Source organism: Vibrio sp. ER1A (assembly GCF_000733315.1).
GTDB lineage: Bacteria > Pseudomonadota > Gammaproteobacteria > Enterobacterales > Vibrionaceae > Vibrio > Vibrio mediterranei.
In genome coordinates this window covers 1-17,536 of the sequence record NZ_JPJA01000005.1, presented here as the reverse complement: position 1 = coordinate 17,536, position 17,536 = coordinate 1, and the positions used below count along the sequence as shown (strand labels likewise).

The following is a 17,536-nucleotide window of genomic DNA, read 5'->3' as shown; positions in this document are numbered from 1 at the left end:
TTGATAAATGAGGATGAACACAGTTACGACAAGACGTGGCAACTGTGTTTGGATGTTCATTAGTGGAAAGCAGCAGGGATAAAGAGGTGTTTTTGGGGGTGATGCCGCTTAGAGGTGTTGGTGTTAGCGTAAAGCTGTAGGGGCAAAGTCGGAGATATCTTTGCCCATAAGGTTAGAACTGATCGTCGGCCGATTTGCCTTGTGGTTGGTAATGATCAGTTAAGTCGTAACGTGTAGTTTTGAGGTAATCTTTGTCCGAGAGAATAACAAAGAAATGATCGTCACCTTTTTTTATCCACATACTTATAAAGGCATTAATGGTTTCGCGTACTGGACGAAAATAACCGTTTTGGAATAAATCATATTCATCGCTGAATGTCCCATATTTGCTATTTAAACGGTCTCCAACAGTTATTGAACGCGAAAGTTCACCCTCATCAGGGTTGTAAAATTTGATAAGCATGAATTTTACAACATTATGCTTATCTGTACGCACTTCAAAGTACTGTACGCCACTGTCTCTAATATCAATGGTGTAAGCGTGCTCAGTAGAGCTAGGATGAGGTGCGCTATCACAATAAGCGTAACCCTCTCCCTGCTCGATCGGCACACAAAACTTTGAAGCGGGATCGAAAGTTTCCTTTCTAGCGGTGATCGGCATGACCTGGTGCGTCTTCTGGATGTCAGCTAATGTGGTCGTGTTGATACGTATCCCAAAAGCGGCAGGCCCTGCGTGCGCCAATTGAGCGAATATGAGCAGTAACAAAGATAACCAGACTTTCATAACCCAAGTACTCCGTGTTCAAATAACCACCAAATTATACCTGATCATTTATACAGGCTCTAGTCAAAAAAGTTCGTTTTTTAGGGACTTAGCGCTGTCTTTGACGCTCTCCTTCATCTCATGCAGCTCTTCTCCTAATACGTTGAGTCCGTCACCTCGATTGGCCACCGTTTTATCAGTGTTCTCTTCTACGTGGTGACCGCGTCGCACACCGGTGTTTTTCACGTGCTCGGTGCGAGAAGCAACATCGTGATCTACTTGGTTTACAGTGTTTTGACGCTGCTTATCGTCATACAACGGTGTTGAGGTGGAGGCGAGATCTTGTCCCGTTTGATGATGTGCCCTCAGTGCCGTTTGACCCTGCGCCGTCACTGTGTCCATATTAGTTGCTCCTACGTCGGCGATAGTATTCATGGTTTGCCCTTGAATGCTGTCGATTTGATCTGGGGTAATGGCGTTCATTTTTTTGCTGATCTCTTTTTCAGTGAGTTCTCCCACATATTTTTCCGCAAGCTGCTTTCGCATTGTGCTCTCATAAACATCGTTACTGGCCATAAGACGGCTCATGTCCATGCCTTCACGTAGTTTTGGATTGTCTTCAACCCATTTTTGGAAGCCCATAGACAAGTCTTGATTGAAACCTGCATTGTCGGATTTTGATTGCTCGTACAATAGGCTTGCGGCGTGCTCGCGATTGACCGCAGCACTGAGCTGCTTACTGTGGCTGGCGACATTGCTCAGGCTATCTTGGTAAGCCTGTTCACTTTGTGCTGCTTTGCTGTGATTATCGCCTGCCGTGTGGGTTTTTGAGGCCGATTCCAGTCGGTCCATAGCATGGTTAAAGGCTGTGGATTTAGAGTCAGAATCGGTACGGGTTTCTCCGTCTGTGTAGGTATGAGTTGCCCCCGTATTAGCGCTGCCTTCAATACCCGCGTTCAGACTGCCTCCCACAATGCTGTCTTTCCCTCCACCAATATGCCCACTGACGCCCATTCTGCCTGCCAGTAATGTGCTGTAGGCGTCGCTGTCACTCATATTATGACTTTGCGCGTAGTCATGGGTGGCGCGATACACTTCATCCAAAGCGGCTCGGTCTGAGGTTTGCTCGTTTTGGCTATAGCCGTTGCCGTAGTTCTCTTGACTGGCGAGAGTCTGGCGAGACGCTTGGAGCTGATTCCAAGAATCACTGGCAGAGGTTTGCCAACTGGTTTGTTCGGTCTGCGTGGCTCTAGCGGATTGAGTGGCCGCCGTCTTCAATGAAGCAGAGCGCTGTTCACCTAAATGGATATTGGTGTCGGTGGTTGAACGGCTACCTCGGGTGTCATAGACATTGCCACTGCCCGTCAGGTGTTTCATCGACCCATTATCGAGTTGTTGGCTGGCCATACTGTGGTTATCTAAGTAGTTGGTGTCGTGCTTATTGGCATGGGTGTTGTCGTAGCTGTGCACGTTTTCACTGGTGTTACCCAAACTGATGTTACCCGTGGCAATCTCTTTGGAGACTTGTCCGCCTACCGAGTTCATCATGCCTGCAAACTGCATGGCGGCGCTGCCCATGATGGACGCGCCCCCTTTGACCAGAAACGGGGTAATGATGGGGGTGAGCATCATCAGCCAACCGGCAATAGAGCTCATTTCTAAATTGGTTTTATGCAGCTCAGCCAAATTGTAATAGGTGACCCCACCGTCGGCGTTGGTGATGCTTTTCATCATCGCACTGCCAAAGGCGTGACTGATAAAGTTGATGAAGGTGAACACAATCGGCCAACTGGCGACATTAAGGTAGCCCATCAAGGTGTTGCTGAGCACTTTTAAGCTCATGTTCGGCAGCATGGCGAGCGCGGCAACAATGGGGGAGGCGCACATAATCAGCAGCAAAATCACCGTTTGCAGCATAGGAATGCGCTTTTGTGCCCACAGTCCCGTAGAGGCCATAAACGCATTGGACTGGATTTCGGTTTGCGCGGCCATCAGACGAATAGCAGTCGCGTCCGCGCCGACCGCATCACTGGCATCAATCAGTCCGGTGAGCGTCGAGTTGGTCACCATGGCCTGTAAGATGGTTTGTCTGGCGTTTTGAGAGACATCAATCAAGGCGTGATTAGCGTTGTCCATGGCGGTCATCATCAGCGCACTTTGTTTGGCGGTGTTGGCCCCATCAGCCCCAAGCAGGCGTTTTAAGTAGTTCGGCTGGTTGGTGGCCTCTTGTTTAAAGAGTGAGGTAATCACCGGTAGCGCTTCTTTACAGGTAGGGAACCGGCCACTTTCTGCGCTGTAGTGGCTGGCATGCCCAGGGTCAAGAATACGTCTCACTGGTGAGGGGCTGTGGTTTTTTAAAAACGTCAGCATGTCTGACGAGCTGAACAGCTCCTCATAGGTGTACTTGTTATTGATGGCGACATCTTGACGAATACAGTTCGTGAGGTATTGCTGCCAGAGGTGTTGCAGTTGAGGGTTGTGGATTTTAGCGGTGAGGTTTTTACGTACTAACGTGGCGCCATAGAGCATCCCTGTCTTGCTGTACTGCTCATCCTCGTTGGTATGAAATATCCCATTGATGCTATCGGTGATACCAAACATATAGAGCGTGGCAAAGTGTGCCGGAAAGGCGAGTATCATCGGCACGTTCCCCACGGTAGTGACATGCAAAGGATTACTGGCATCAATGATTTGAATGTCTTCGGTGGATTTAATCAGCAAGGTGGGCACGAGCACTGTGACCGCGCACCAGGTGATAATCGCTTTGGGGGAGTGCGTGCCAATAAACTGCATAACGGTAAGGGGGACGCTAATTAAAGCGACCATACTTAAAATAGTGGCCATGTCTTTGCTGTTGACAAACATGGCCACGGCATTAAACACTTCTCTGACGATTTCGCCAGCGTAGAAGACGTGAACGGTTAACATAGGAAGAGCGCTCCTAGTAAAGATAAAGTAAAGGAAAGACAGACAGTCAGTGGTGCAGGCCACGTTGGATGATGACCTGCTGGGTTACAGTGCGGTGCGAGTAAAGCTGTCCATATTGGACTGAATCATTCGCTCTGCTTGCTTGCGCTGGTTAACCAGTTGATTGAGCTGAACCAAACGATTGAGCGCCGCTTTAGGGGCTTCATCCAAGTAAGCTTGCATTTTTTCAATGGTGCGCTGAATGCGCTCGGCGTCTTTGCTGTTGTCGGAGTCCGTAAAGGTGGCCATCTCAAGGTGCAATAAATCAGTTAAGTATCGAGACAATAGCTTCGCGGTGATGATTTGCGCGTAATCGTGCGCGTAGTTGGCCACAGGCTCATGAGACTCCATCACGTTAGTGAGCATTTTCAGAACAGGTAGCGGCGTGATGTCTAAAAACGCTTTCTCTTTGTTGTTGAATTTGGCGTCACTTTTGTACGCAGCCGCAATGGCGTTTAACGTCGTTTCTACTTGATGGTAGAACGCCTTTTGCACATCGATGTCGATGGTACTTTTTGTGGGATGCAGGCAGGTGTCGGTTTTATCACAATGGTAGATATCGGCGCTGTGACCGCCTTTAAGCAGCAATTCGATGCCCTTTTGGTTTTGCAGGTACAACGATGGCAGCGTGGTCTTATGACTTTGGTCATCGTAAATCACGGTACCTGAGAGCGCCATGACCAGCTCAGACAGTTCGGTGTCTTGGGCGAGGTAGCTGTTTTTTCGGATGTGCTTCCATGCAATGTTGACGCTTACGGGCAGTTGGTCGTAATCACTTTTTTTCGCCGCTTTTGCGACTTCGGCGGTCGCGCCCCCACCAGAGCACTGCGCTTTGGCATCGGCTGACGTTTTGCCGTCAGCAATGGCCGAGCGGATACAGGCCATCTCTTTGCCTGCGTTTTGCGCTAACGAGGTCAGCCCCGTGGCATCGACCAGTGATTGCGCGGCTTCACAGGAATTCAGGCTCATGTTGTTGAACTTGCTGGCCCAGTCTTGAAGCTCATCCAGTAGGCTTGCCAGTTGAGGGGTTAAGGTCTGAATCCCCATTTTCAGCGCCAGTGGACCCGCGGCGTGTCCGACGTTTTGTAAAAACTGTTTGAACTGTCCAGCATTAATGAACGAAAAGCCGCCACCGTAGACATCGATGCCACCACAGCCTGCTGAAATCGCTGGCATGTTGATTTGCCCGATTTCCAGATTCGACACGGGATTTTTTAACGACAGTCCGCCTGCGCTGAAGTAATTGGCACTTTGGCCTTTAAAGGCCGATGGACTGGTGACATTGGTGTTATAGCCTAGACCGTCAAAGTAGTTGCCTAATTGGTTATTGACCGAGGCTTGGGCTGCCGGTGACAAGGTGAGCACCATGACAAACAGTGACACGGCGCTCTTCCTCTTCGTGGCGCGCAGCCACGGAGTGAAACGGTAAAGTAAAGCGAGCATGGCATGGCTCCTTATTGGCGTGCGGTGGAGTAAGGGGAGCGAGTGTCAAAGCCGTCAGGTGGACGTGGTGGTCTTGGTCTTTCTACACGGTGTCTTTCTAAACGTTGCCGTCCTACCCCCTGAGTCCATAAACTGGTGAGCTGGCTGTCGGTGACGGCGCCCGTTGCCAGTCCTATGATGCGTTTGGGATTAGCCGTGCTTTGCGCCAGCAGAGCGGGGACGCGAATACTGCCATGAAACCACGCCGCGCTGTCACTGGGACTGAGCGCTTCAAACGTGGGGTAATCGGGCAGCCCTTTTTGGGTGATGGAGATGGCTCGCACAGGAATGTGGTGTCGCTTTGACCACGCTTTGACGATAGGCGCGGTCCGATGACAATATGGACACCAATCGGCGAACACAAACACCAATTGCCAAGGGGACGTTGTTGCCGGTTTGGGTTTGGGAGCAGGGCGCAGCAGTGTAGTGATGTCGCTAGATTCTTGCTTTGCGCGCGTGCTTATCATGTTGCCAAGCGTGTCTTTGCCTGACGCACTGGCGGCAACTGGTGCGAGCAGCGTCAGTAGAGTGAGCAGGATAACGCTCAACATAGGAATAGTATTAAGGCGAGTCATGGTAACCGTTCTCGATAAAGTGAATGTGACGTTTGATGGTGTCGATGCTGTTGATGCCATAGCTGACGGCCACTTGCGTGTGCGAATGAGGGTTCACTAATATGACCGCTGGGGTTACCGCGACGTGGAGCTTACCCTGGTTGGCTTTCACTTCACCAAGCTCAGGCAAAGGGCTGCCATCCAAACTGACGCCTAACAAGGATAAATGTTCACCCTCCGCAAACTGGCGGATTTGGCTGGCGAATTCATGCAAGTAGACATCCCCAGATTGGAACACCAAAAACAGACCGGCCCCTTCACGGACGAGTTTGGCTAAGGTGGCCTCCACTTGCTGGTCTTTTTGTTCAAAGAATGCACGTTTAGCACGCTCTCCAGTGGGGTGCGTGGCGTTATAGTCCAGCTCAGGGTGGAGCAGTAAGGTTTGCTGCCAAGCGTCTGCCAGTTGATGGGTTTTGTCCCATGACGCCTCGATGAGTGATTGCAATCGATACAAGTGCTCAGGCGATGGCGCCATGACGGCCGCGGCTTTGGCTTCCTGAAACTCCGCTTGCCAGGCTTTAAGTTGCTCGGAATAGCTAAGTGCTTCATCGCTAGGTGGCTGACTTTGCTGTGGTATTGGCGTGTGCACCGTATTGACCTTAGGCGTATCAGGCTCTGTCACGGTGGGCGTTGGGTCATCGTACCATTGCCATCCCTTACCGGTGTGCGCCCGGACAGGGAGACTTAACGTGAGCAGCAGAGCACAGGCGATGAAAGGCAGTGAGGGTGAGTTGGCCTGTGATAGGCAGCGTGTGTTCATGTTTCCTCCAAGTAATGGCAGGTAAGGGGGCGTAGGCGTTGCCTACAACGACGATGGCTGGTCAGGCACGTGTGGTCTTAGGCGTTGCGAGCCAAGGCGAGATGAACGGTCCGCCGAATAAGTGGCCACTTGTTTCAATGCGATAACACCAAGAAGCAGGACAGCAAGACGAATGGTGACATCAAATGCACCAAACCAGAGGGTGTCTATGCCTTGCTGCCACTGCACTAAGGACAGGTGTTGAAGCTCTGGCCCATAGTTTGAGAGCATGTTGTAGAGTGAAAATACAAACAACGTGGCTTGCATGACCATAATGGCGGCCGCGACACGAAGAAGGGCGAGTAACGATGTCAGACTTTGGCTAAGAAGAGAGCATAACGTAGTCATAGGTTGATTTCCTTGGTAAAGCCTGCCCCTACAGAGTCTGCAGGGGCAAGATGGATTAATGGATAGAACTGGATTCAAGGTGGCCATCAGAGGCGGCTGCCTGAATGCTGACGGTGGCGCGAACAATGCCGATCTCAGTGCCAAGGCGAGCGCCCGCGTAAGCCGAGCAGCCAATCAGTAGCACGGTCGCACAAGCACTGATGAGACGTCGAACGGGTGGTGTTAATGTCATAAAAATGGTTCCTTGTGTTGGGTGGTTACCATAACTCTGTCGTATTGAGTCCATGCTCTGCCAATGACGCTTCGATGCCTAACGTTGTGCCCACTGCTACGGCAGCGAAGAACAGGATGAGCGTCAAAAGAAAGCGCAGATAAGGGTGTAACGATGACAGTGGTGAGCCGTCTTGCAGCGACTCTTGTTGGCGTTGACTGGTGTTGTCCATGACTTGTCCTTTTGAGTGATGGTGGCCAAAAACGTAGGTTTGGATACATTCCTTCGTCTCTTTCTTCGTTAGGAGAGTGAGTGTTTTGTTATGATCACGGCGTCCCCATCTGTTGATAGCGAGCACGAATGGCGTCTTCGTCAGGCTCGACGCCGTGACTGGTTTCCACGACCAGTCCCTGCTCTCGCAAGGTTTGAGGGTCGAGGTCGTGATAACGCTGCGTGAGCTGCGTGCCGGTTAATTTGCCATCCCCTGTATTGGTGGTTGTGGGATTGAGGTTATCGCTTTTCATGGCACTGAATTTGGCGTGCAGCGCATTGACATTAGGCAGGGTGGGCGGTTTGATATCCCCGATAATCTCACTAAAGTCGATGTGCTCAAAATCGAGCTTGGCAAACTCCTCTTTTCTGAGTCCTTCGCAGTTGGGATGCTCTGGACTGCCTAACGATTTGCCTATTTGAGAGCGTGCAGCCGTGATGCTGATGCGCGCCATTTTTGATGGGTAGACACAGTAGGCTTCTTTTTTTCGAATGCACGCCCCCAAGACTTTCTCTGCGCAATACGTGCCCAGTTTGATGACGATGTGCTTTTGCTTCGCGGCGGCAATTTCTCGCTCCTCTGTGTTGCATTGGTGCGCCCCAATTTGCCCTGCCCAGCCTTGGCCGTCAGAGCAGCAGTTAAACGCGCCTAATGCCCCGATGCCGCAGCTTTTGCTTTCGCCCCCAAAAAACCGCATGGTCTTGGGGTCAAAACCGCCCAGTGTGCACGCTGGCGGATTCTTTTTGTCGTTGGGGGCGGCGCCGCAGGTCATGGCGTTTTGAATCGCAAGACTGGTGAGTGCATGCGCCATGTCATGAGGAGAGCGGTGAGTTTGGGTTTTGCACCACGGCTCATTGGGGTAGCGCGTACAATCAGTCAGCGCATTGGGCTGGCTGCACACCAAATCTGTGCTCTCTTCCACTTTGGTGGTGCAGGTCTGATTGACTCGATTAGCAATGCACACGCCCGCTATCTGAGTTTGGCACGTTTGGCTTTGAGGGACGCAGTTGACGGTTCCGACCTTTTGGTGCGCTTCATCCACCGACGTATGCGGCAAGGCAGCACAGGTATCCGTTACAGGACAGGTCCACGTTTGTGTTTGTTGCCAGCACGATTGTGAAATACGCGACGTTGCGCCCATCCCATTAGCGACAGAGCGAGTGCCAGCCCCTTGTGTGCAGACTGGCGCGGTGGCGGTGCACTGTGCTTTCGTCAACTGAGCTTCATTGCAATCATTTCGCCAGCCCATGACGGGAACCGCGTAGCGATAAGTGATGGTGAGCGTCGGGTGCAAGGATGCGCTAAAATGAGCTTGTCCTCCACTAGGTGCGATGTCCAAAGCGACATTAGTACTGGAGAGGGACAGGGTCGGTGAAAACGTATAATCGTGTTTGCCAATGGCGCGTATGTGACGGTAATGCCCATCTTCGTGCATGGTCCCTAACGATTGGTGCTGCAAAGTTAACGACAAGCTATGAATGAACCACGCTTGTACGGGCGTGGCGAGATGTACCCTAACCTGAGTGATAACCGCGTGAGGAACGGGCATAGTGAAGGTATAGTGCTCGCCGCCATGAGCGGCATGAGGATGAACCGTCACGGTTCCAGTTTTCAATTGGTCTTTGACGCGAACGCGCGATATCGTGCACGTGATAGGGTGGTGAGTCGGTACAATGCAGCTTTGATTAACCTTACTGTAACGATAGGTCACCCCTCCGGTGCAATCGTGGTATTTGTCGTTCACGCCCCCTGCCACTACGTCGGCGTTTTTTACGTAGTCCCCATATTGCGACTCTAATGTCGATAGCGACGGGATGGAGCCATCGGCCTTGAGCTCTGCGATTTTATCGTGACGGGCTTTCGCCTGAGCTTCAAACCCTTGCGCGTTGAGGGTCGCTTGGCCTTGGCGGGTTAAATTGGCATCGCCTTGAAGCTGAGCGCTGCCTAAATGGCTAGTATCGCTGCTGTAATACTGGCTTTGCGACGGCGTATTGGCGCCTTTCAAGCAGTCGGCTTGCGCTTTAGGGTCATCGCGTTGACACAGGGAGGTGAGCAGACTATTGCCTTTCTGCGCATCGAGGATACCTTGCAGTGACAATGGGTCAGCGGCCTGAGAAGCGTGGCTAAATAACGCGGCGCTCATTATCAGGCCAGCTATCAGACTGACTCTTCTTAAGGGGAATAGGTTCATCTCATTGACTCCTAAAGACCGTGACCGCGCGTCCCGTGTTAGAAGGCGCTGTCTCTGATGGATTCAGGTTTGAACGGGTTTTCAACGTATCCAGCAGTGAACGCGCCAGTTCGCTGTGCTCACCACTGATGGCAAACTGCTTAAGTGCTGCCATTGGGGTGAGGTTACCGACTAGACGGTCAGCCGAACTAGGCTCGGCTTGACTAGGCTCTGCGGGATTGAGTGCGGTTGGTTGTAGCACGAAAGTAGGCACGCGTGTGACGTGCCAGGTGGTAAAGGCATGAGGGTCGATGCTGACGCCGCCGAGCGGCGGTAAATGTTGCTGCTGCATCTGAGCCATCAATTGATAGACCGCATCAATGGTCGCTTTAAACCCTTGTGGCAGCACGCCGCGTATCATTACCGGTGCGCCAAGTTCACTGGCCTGTCTGAGTAGAGGGATAAGCGAGCTTTGAGGCATACTCAGGCTCACAAAAATCTGCAGCGGTGGCGCGGCTTGCGTTCCGGCAGGGGTATGCTGTGCTTGCAGGCTTTTCAGAAAGCGCTGAACATCGTCAGGGGTTTGCAGGCTCTGCGCTGGCAATGTGCTTAGCTCGTCAAGCGCCCCTTCAAGCGAGGTATCAACATTGGGGCGACTTATGGCCAGAGGTGAGAGCAGGGCTGTGAGTAGCCCTGTGAGTAACGGTAGAGAGAGACGTTTCAAAATCAGCTCCTTATTAAAGCGCCATGCAGCTGCGTTTGCGCCAGGTGACAAAGCCGTAATTGTCTTTGCCTGTCACCGGATTGTTACGGCCAGACTCCCAACGCTGCGCTGTGGTGCCATAGGGATAACAACGGTCTGGACTGGATGTCGGACGGCTCATCTGATAGCGATAACGCGACTTGGGCAAAATCGGGTCGGGAACGGCGAGACAATTCGCTGGGTTGGGGTCGTGGGTTTCCAGTACCATGCCTTGACGGTGCAGTTTGAAGTTAAAGCGCTCCATCAGTAGCAGGGCATTGCTGATGCCAGAGCGCCGTTCGCTCGTTTGTCCAGTAAACGGGTAGACCACGCCTTGACTGCCCATGCACCAAAACAGCGCATTAATCGGCGTGCTGTTGCCAAGCAGCGTTTTCGCGGCATCAACGATACACGCCAGTGCAGCAATCGGATTGCCAAAAAGCGCTGCCTCTGGGTTTTCAATCAGCGCCAAATCTTCATCGTGCCACAGTGGGTCAATTTCGGTCATGTAGGCCATATCAAAACCACCGACGGTCGCGCAGGCGACATTTTCCAGTACGTCCAATATGGCGAACACAGGATACTTATACCAATGCACATCATAAAATCCGCCTTTGGCATTGGCTTTGCCGCCGCTTTGATGGGTATCTGTACCGCCCATCTTCATGGCACCTGCGCCACCTGCAATCGAGAATCCTAAGTTCTCTAAACAGTACGGCTCTCTGACCACATCGACGAGCGAATACGGCTCCCAGTAACTGAGGTTGACGCCAACACGATAAAACACAGGCGGCGGGGCAGGGCATTCTCCCACCGGAGAGCCGCCAGCGTTGTCATCAGGAAGCCCCTGTGTACTGGGGGCGGTGGTGGTTGATCCAATTCGCAATGGGAAAATGCAGTCCCAACAGATATCGCTCACGGGGTTAAGCATACCCGTAGAGCCGCAAGTCGCCCCTGCCTGGCTCTGAGCGCTCCAAAGGCTAAGACCAAACAGGAGCAGACAGAGAGGAAGTGACCACTGGAATGGGTCTGTACGCCGTTGGTTCATATTATTGCCCTTGTGTTTTGTGGTTGACGTTAAACTCCTCAATGCGCCAGTGCATGGTCTCTTGATACACCAGTGATGGCACGTGTCTGAGGTGCAGCTTTTGACTCAAATACCCACCTTGGTCAAACCAGAGCTTGTGTTTGAGCGTGTGGTGGGTCTGTTTGATATCGCCCCCAATTAAAATCAGCGTCAGCGAATTTGGGTATTGCTCACTCATGCGGCTTGCCCATGCAACTTGTCTTGGGTCACGGCCATCAAAGAACGCCAACTGATTGGGGTAGCGATGACCTAACCGTTCAAACGGATTAACACGGGTACCGGCTGGCACGATGACGCGACCCGTGTTATCGGTAATGTCTTGGGGCACCCTAAGTGAGGGGTCAACAGTGAAGTGCGCATTGCGCGTGGCAACGGTTAGCCCTTCTACTGGTGTGGGGCTTTGGCTATAGCGTTTCAGTTCGGCTTTCAAGTCATCGTTAAAGTGCTGCAATGATCCATCGGCCTGTTTTTGAGCCAGGCGCTGATGTATCCAGTCCAGCATGTCCACCTCACCAATGGTAAAGCTCTCACCCATCGTGCCTAAATCTTTGGCATGAAGCAGAGGGGAGAGCGTCGTTAAGGTGGTGAGGAGAAAGGTATTTAAGTGACGGGGTAACCTTGTCATGTTTTTTCCTTTTTACGCCAGAGCGAGCGCTGCTGGCCGTCACGTTCAATTCGTCCCTCGTTGATACTTTGATTGATCAGTCGGGTGAAGGAAGGTTTGCTGAGTCGAAGTTGTGTGCGAAGGGCGTCATCCAATTTGGCGGGCAGCACTGCTAGAAATCGAGCGAGTCGCTGCTCTTCTGGTGTCGCGGCTTTGGGTTTAACCTCAATGGCCTTTGCTGTCGTCTTTGCGATTATCAGTGTGTCTGGAGACAGCTTGACGGCGACGCCGATGGCTTGCCCAACACTGGTAAAGGCTTGTCTTAATGCGTTGTCTTTACTGTGTAATCGCCAGTCGTGTTTATTCGCGATGTCTCCTGCTAGGGTCAGTTGCTTTGCAAACTCAGCGATGAGAGCAAAATCGGCCTGATTATTCCCGACAACGTAGTCATTAAGATAGTGCCAGCGATGATTGTGACACACACTCTCCACGTCGAAGCTCAGACTGAACACGAACAGATGATCAAGGGGATCGTGCACTAAGGCGCTGAGTGCAGTGATCCCTATGTTCTCAGCGTCCACGAAATGCACCGTATTCATGGCTTTTCCTCAAAGTCCGCCGTGTGGTCATCGGTTGAATGGGTTAACGCAGAACGAAGCGCCCGCGCGACCTCGGGCGTGATGTCGTGCTTAGGGGTCAGCAGCGCGTCTTGACTGACCACGACCGCACCGGTTTTGGCTTCGTAGGTATGAATGAGGCGCGCCAGTGTGCGAGAAAACTGCGTTAGCCGCTCGGTACGCGCCTGTTCACTGAGCCAGGGACTGGAGAGCTCGTCATCAAACTGCGCAATCAAAGCCGGTTTGTCCACACTCACGATGGTGGTGGGGTGAGAGGGATGTACGATGGGTATCAACAACAAAGACGCCCCGATGGCAAGACTGGCGGTCAGTGTGTGCGCCAGCACGTGGGTGAACCAATAGGGTGTGGTCATGTGATGTCCTCCTTTTGCTGCTCTGCGGCTTTAATGGCATCAAAGCGCGCGATGTCCTTGGCATAAAACGTCTTGGCGGTGTGAATGACCGCGGTGGTGATGTCTACCCCTTGTTTGAGCTGCGCTTCCACGTGAGTGAACTCTTCGGCTTCGGTGGAGAGCAGCGCGCGCGTATACGGGTCGCAAAAGAAGCGATGAAAACTGCGCCGTCCGCCCACACGCAGCATCAAGCTGGAAAAGCCCGCTTCCTTTGCGGTGGGGAAGGCGTTAATTTGACTCACTTCGTGGGGCGTAAACGCATTGGGGTTGTTTTTGACGTACGTAGCAAAGGCTTCGCCTTGTCTTAAATACAGGTGCACATCGGAGTTGTTGTAGGCCGCTTCTGAGGCGCTGGATTTAAAGAAGTCAGACACGCCTTGAGTAACGGTGACAAACGAGCCTCGAAACTTACGGGCAGTGCGATAGCCTTCTTCAATAAACTCGGAGGCGGCAGGGTCTTTACCGTTCATCAGTTTCCACGCTTCCTCGATGATGGCCATCTTCGGTTTGGTGCGGTCACCAGAGAGGTACATGGCTTGGTTGATGTTTACCATCAGCGCAAACACCACCGGTCTTAACACATCGCCCTTAAATCCTGACAGCTCTAACGTGGTGAGGTGCGCGTTCGGGTCAAGCTGAGAGGGCAAATTGAACATGTCCCCAAAAATATTGCCTTGGCAATAGGGGGTGAGCGCAAACGCCAAATCCAAAATGCGGCGGTCTTCGCCTTCACGCTGGGCAACGTCGGTTAAGGCCACTTGCACGTGGTCTACTAACGTATGGTCACCGTGTTGCTCCCACGCGTGTGAAATCGCTACAAGCAGCGCCGTACGTTGATGGTCACTGACGCCTTGATTGGGAGAGCATAAGATGGCAAACAGGGAGACGATGTCCCCGATGGTCTGTTTCAGGGGATTGACCGTTTCACCGTTATCGTCTTTGAACTCATCGCCTTTGGCGATACGGGAGAGGTGCGTAAAAGGGTTTAACGCTATCTGCTCGTGATTCAGGTAGACACCGTTTTGCAGTAAGGTGAACTTTTTGTAGCTGTCACCATTATCGAGTATCCAGACATGACCGCCTCGCTCAATCTGGTTTTTCGCCAGCGCTTGGGTGAAAAAGGATTTACCGGAGCCAGAGGCCGCGGCAATGGCCACATTAAAGTTGTCTCCCCCGGCTTCAAACGGGTCAAAGTAGTAGATGCTGCGCCGAAAGGTGGGCAGCAATAAGCCGGGCTGGGTGCGCTGTGGGTCGGCTACTAAGGGGGTGAAGTTCACCAGATTAGAGGTTTTTAAGGTGCGCACCAGTTTCAGGCGAGCCATGTCATCAAAAAAGCCGTCAGAGGGCAGAAACGGCAAGGTATTGAGTAAACACGCGGCATGAATGCGGTGATTAGGCAGCAGGCGCAGCGCGCTATTGGAAAAGGCGCTTTCTGCGGCGATAACATCCCGTTTTCTCTTTTCGTCAGTGGTTTTAAGTACCACGGTGAAAATGGCACTCGCCAGTTTACACTCTTCAGAGCGCAGGCCACTTTGCAGCAGCTTTCGGTCATTGAGCTCATCGACCAGTCCCGGAATGAGTTTGGCCATCGGTGAGTTGGCCCATTTTTCTAAACTGGAGATTTTCCGTTCGTTTTTCATACTGGTGCTGCCACTGTCATGCAGCGTGAACGCCAGATTGATGCTCATGGGGCAGGTGACAGCTTTAGCCGCTCTGGAGAGGTCAGCCAAACAGTTGGGGAGCGAGAACAGGTGAAACTGCTCAGGTAAACGCTGAAGCCCTAGCGTGACCACGATGGTATCTTGAACGTGACCTTGCGTATCGGTAAATCGGCACGCCAGCGATTGGTCGCGTACCAAGCATTCACTCCCTGGTAGCGTCGCTTGACGGGCTAAGGATTCAAAAGGCAGCAAGTCAATGTCTGGGTCGGTTAAGGTCTGCTGGTCAAAGTGAAGCGTGTCACGCACCTTGGCGATGAGCGTGGCGTCATCGCATGGACGAGTCCACAGCCCCATTTGGTTAAAGCTCAAGGTAAGGTGCTCCATCACATCGATGAGTTTGTCTTTATCGCCAGTAGTGGTGCTGACCCATATCGTGCCTGTATGACGGCGCAGGTCGAACTTGCACTGCTCCCCGAGTTTTGAGTCAAACGAATGGCGAGCGCCGTATCGAGCGTAGGTGGCTTCGTTACCGGCAAACAGGGCATGCACGGCATGGGTATCCGACGTTTCCCCTTGTTGACAGGCTCTGGCGTTGGCGTCAATAGCGTGACCAACACGATGGTCCATAGACAGCTCAATCTGGTAGCGCCATTTTTTGCCTTCAGGCAGAGCGCAGAAGATTTTGTTGAGCGACTCCACCTCACTGTCTCCTACGCCTGCGAGCGGTGCAAAACGCAGTCCCATGCCGATACTGGTGTTGTTGATGAACAGGTGCGAGGCGTCATCAAAAAGATGATACGGCAGCTCGTCAGATAACGATGGGGTGTCACGGCTCTGTTTGGCCGCGTTCAATAAGTTAGATAGGCTCATAGACGGTCGTCCTCTTGGTGGCGAATGACGGTGGCAGCAGGTTTTGACCAGTACGGTTTGCTGAGCAAAATATCCAATTGGGCGGTATCGTGATAATTGCCGTGCTCATCAATGAATGGAAATATCACCATGTGCGCGGTGCGCTCAGGTATTCGAAGGGGTGTACTGGCGACCGGAGGCGCATTGACATCCAGTGCTAGGGTCGGCGGCGATATAGGGGCGCGCGACGTGGCCTCTCTTCCATAACCACGAATGACGTGGCCATCCTCATCGGCAGCAATGATGCCGTTATTGCTCATGGTGTTGACATCGCTAAGTGAATCGCAGCTGGCAAGGCCATCGATATGTGTACAACTGGGGCTGTCTTTAAAGCCAGTGCAACCGGACAGTATAGTCAGCATACTGACTGTGACGAGTAGGCGACGCATTGATACGCCTCGTGATAAGAGTTGTGGTAATCCACGGTGAACATAGGAAGATGACGATGAGACAGAGCAATGGAACTCTGCCAACGTTGAAATCCAAGGGAAGGGCATAAACACTCCTTTTGATAGCTAGGGATACGCCTTGGCTATCGATGATGGGTTAGGGACGACCAGTCGCGCGTCCTAGGTTTTGATTGGCGGCGTTAAGTAACGCGGCCGCAGGACTGGCAGTTAGCGTGGTCACTTGAGACTGTGCGCTCGCCTTGGCGGCGTCCATGGCTTTGGCGTATTGCTCGGTGTCATACAGAGGAAAGCCTTTGAGAAAAACAATGTTGACCACAGCGCCTTGGCGTAGCTCAATGTCAGGGTGGTATTTTTCAGCGAGCTTTAGATAGTAGTCACTGAGCTTAGCGGCCACTTCTGAGGTGGCGGTGCCTAAAATGTTGAGTCCGGTTTTGCTCGGGTCAACACTGTTGGTGGTTCCTAGTGCTGAGGTAGACTGGGTTTGAGACAGTCCCGTAGCGGCATTCCCTAATCCGGTTAAGATGCCAGCCACCCCCGCACTTTGTATGATTTTGCTGTTGCGCATAATCGCCGTGCCTGCGATGCCGTTCTTACCAAAGTTAAACACCGTGGCTTCAATGGGGATGTCTAGGACACTGCCGTCTTTGCGGATGCATGATAGGCGGTCTCCCCGGACAATGCCTCGGGATGACGAAATGTCGCCATAGGCACTGCCGGTCATGGTGCAGCCTTTGAGTTTGGTATGATGGCCATTGGGCAGGAAGCCGCCATTGAGCATTTTAAATAGAACTGGTGAGGTGGTGGACTCTCCAGAAACGCCCGCATTGGCCTCTGCGCCACCTGTCATGACCGCAGTCACAAAGCTGCCTGCAGGAACGTAGTTGTTTGCGCTACGTTTGTGGCGGTTTTTGGGCTGCTCAATCACAAAGGTATCAATGCCCGTTGGCGTGAGTGGCGCGCCAGGCACCAAGGTTTTGAGTTCGTTTGTACCCGACGCCTCCTCAAATCGCGCGCTGTCTTCATAATGAGGCTGTGGGTACTCAAACGGGTCACGGCCTGTGGAAAACGGGGGTTGATGGGATGGTCTTGACGATGGGCCATCTAGGTTTTGACCAAGTGCGCGGTCTTGCGCGTTATCCATATCGTGAGCCACATCATTGGCGACGGCCTGCTCTAGCTGCTCGGTGGCCAGCTTGAGCTTGTCCACCAAGTCGGCTTTCTCCTGCTCCCATGCGGTGCGCGCGGATTTCATGGCTTTCGTTTGGGTTTGGCTCTCCTGAATCAAGGTTTCGTTTTGGCTGCGCAGGGTATTCACATCCTTGCTCAGCGTTTGCAAATTGGCCTCGTTAAGTCTGGCGGCGGATTGGGCATCGTCACTAGCGTACTCTTCATCCAGTACTTCACCAAAGCTTGGCGCGGCTTGTACCACCTGTGGGGCTTTCCTTTGGGTCATTAAGACATAACCGGT

The 17,536-nt window shown here is 52.5% G+C and carries 17 protein-coding genes; all 17 read right to left on the bottom strand.

Annotated elements, in window-relative coordinates:
* Positions 1-172: 172 nt before the first annotated feature.
* On the bottom strand, positions 173-784 hold the full coding sequence (locus HW45_RS01720; RefSeq protein ID WP_038224233.1) for a hypothetical protein: 612 nt from the start codon (positions 782-784) through the stop codon (positions 173-175).
* 63 nt (positions 785-847) lie between these two features.
* A complete protein-coding gene (locus tag HW45_RS01715) occupies positions 848-3,628 on the bottom strand; it encodes a conjugal transfer protein TraG N-terminal domain-containing protein (protein ID WP_235225331.1) in 2,781 nt (926 codons plus the stop codon).
* A gap of 147 nt (positions 3,629-3,775) precedes the next feature.
* On the bottom strand, positions 3,776-5,113 hold the full coding sequence (locus tag HW45_RS01710) for a conjugal transfer protein TraH (RefSeq protein ID WP_160171181.1): 1,338 nt from the start codon (positions 5,111-5,113) through the stop codon (positions 3,776-3,778).
* Between the two features lie 71 nt (positions 5,114-5,184).
* The gene (gene traF, locus HW45_RS01705; protein WP_038224227.1) at positions 5,185-5,787 is read right to left on the bottom strand and encodes a conjugal transfer protein TraF; all 603 of its coding nucleotides are present in this window, start codon (positions 5,785-5,787) and stop codon (positions 5,185-5,187) included.
* On the bottom strand, positions 5,774-6,586 hold the full coding sequence (gene traF / locus HW45_RS01700) for a conjugal transfer protein TraF (protein WP_038224224.1): 813 nt from the start codon (positions 6,584-6,586) through the stop codon (positions 5,774-5,776). The genes traF (HW45_RS01705) and traF (HW45_RS01700) overlap by 14 nt, the downstream gene beginning before the upstream one ends.
* Before the next feature lie 42 nt (positions 6,587-6,628).
* A complete protein-coding gene (locus tag HW45_RS01695) occupies positions 6,629-6,973 on the bottom strand; it encodes a hypothetical protein (RefSeq protein ID WP_038224222.1) in 345 nt (114 codons plus the stop codon).
* A gap of 55 nt (positions 6,974-7,028) precedes the next feature.
* Positions 7,029-7,205, bottom strand: coding sequence for a hypothetical protein (locus HW45_RS29445; protein ID WP_160171180.1), 177 nt, complete (start codon positions 7,203-7,205; stop codon positions 7,029-7,031).
* Between the two features lie 25 nt (positions 7,206-7,230).
* The gene (locus HW45_RS01690) at positions 7,231-7,416 is read right to left on the bottom strand and encodes a hypothetical protein (RefSeq protein WP_038224220.1); all 186 of its coding nucleotides are present in this window, start codon (positions 7,414-7,416) and stop codon (positions 7,231-7,233) included.
* A 94-nt stretch (positions 7,417-7,510) separates the two neighbouring features.
* A complete protein-coding gene (traN, locus tag HW45_RS01685) occupies positions 7,511-9,646 on the bottom strand; it encodes a conjugal transfer protein TraN (protein WP_038224218.1) in 2,136 nt (711 codons plus the stop codon).
* A 1-nt stretch (position 9,647) separates the two neighbouring features.
* Complete coding sequence (trbC, locus tag HW45_RS01680) at positions 9,648-10,349, bottom strand: type-F conjugative transfer system pilin assembly protein TrbC (protein WP_038224216.1); 702 nt, start codon at positions 10,347-10,349, stop codon at positions 9,648-9,650.
* Positions 10,350-10,362: 13 nt separating this feature from the next.
* Positions 10,363-11,415 (bottom strand): conjugal transfer pilus assembly protein TraU, encoded by a 1,053-nt coding sequence (gene traU / locus HW45_RS01675; protein ID WP_038224214.1) that lies wholly within the window; start codon positions 11,413-11,415, stop codon positions 10,363-10,365.
* A 1-nt stretch (position 11,416) separates the two neighbouring features.
* Entirely contained in the window at positions 11,417-12,079 is a 663-nt protein-coding gene (gene traW / locus HW45_RS01670; protein WP_038224212.1) for a type-F conjugative transfer system protein TraW, read from the bottom strand.
* Positions 12,076-12,648, bottom strand: a complete 573-nt coding sequence (locus HW45_RS01665; RefSeq protein ID WP_152559584.1) for a hypothetical protein — start codon at positions 12,646-12,648, stop codon at positions 12,076-12,078. The genes traW and HW45_RS01665 overlap by 4 nt, the downstream gene beginning before the upstream one ends.
* A 5-nt stretch (positions 12,649-12,653) precedes the next feature.
* A complete protein-coding gene (locus tag HW45_RS01660) occupies positions 12,654-13,049 on the bottom strand; it encodes a TrbI F-type domain-containing protein (RefSeq protein ID WP_038224208.1) in 396 nt (131 codons plus the stop codon).
* Positions 13,046-15,619 carry a type IV secretion system protein TraC gene (gene traC, locus HW45_RS01655; protein WP_038224206.1) on the bottom strand — a complete coding sequence of 858 codons (2,574 nt, stop codon included), beginning with the start codon at positions 15,617-15,619 and terminating at the stop codon, positions 13,046-13,048. Before traC ends, HW45_RS01660 begins: the two co-directional genes overlap by 4 nt.
* Entirely contained in the window at positions 15,616-16,155 is a 540-nt protein-coding gene (locus tag HW45_RS01650) for a TraV family lipoprotein (RefSeq protein WP_038224204.1), read from the bottom strand. The genes traC and HW45_RS01650 overlap by 4 nt, the downstream gene beginning before the upstream one ends.
* A gap of 49 nt (positions 16,156-16,204) precedes the next feature.
* Positions 16,205-17,536, bottom strand: a 1,332-nt coding sequence (locus HW45_RS28160) for a TrbI/VirB10 family protein (protein WP_051867650.1), incomplete at its 5' end; no start/stop codon positions are given.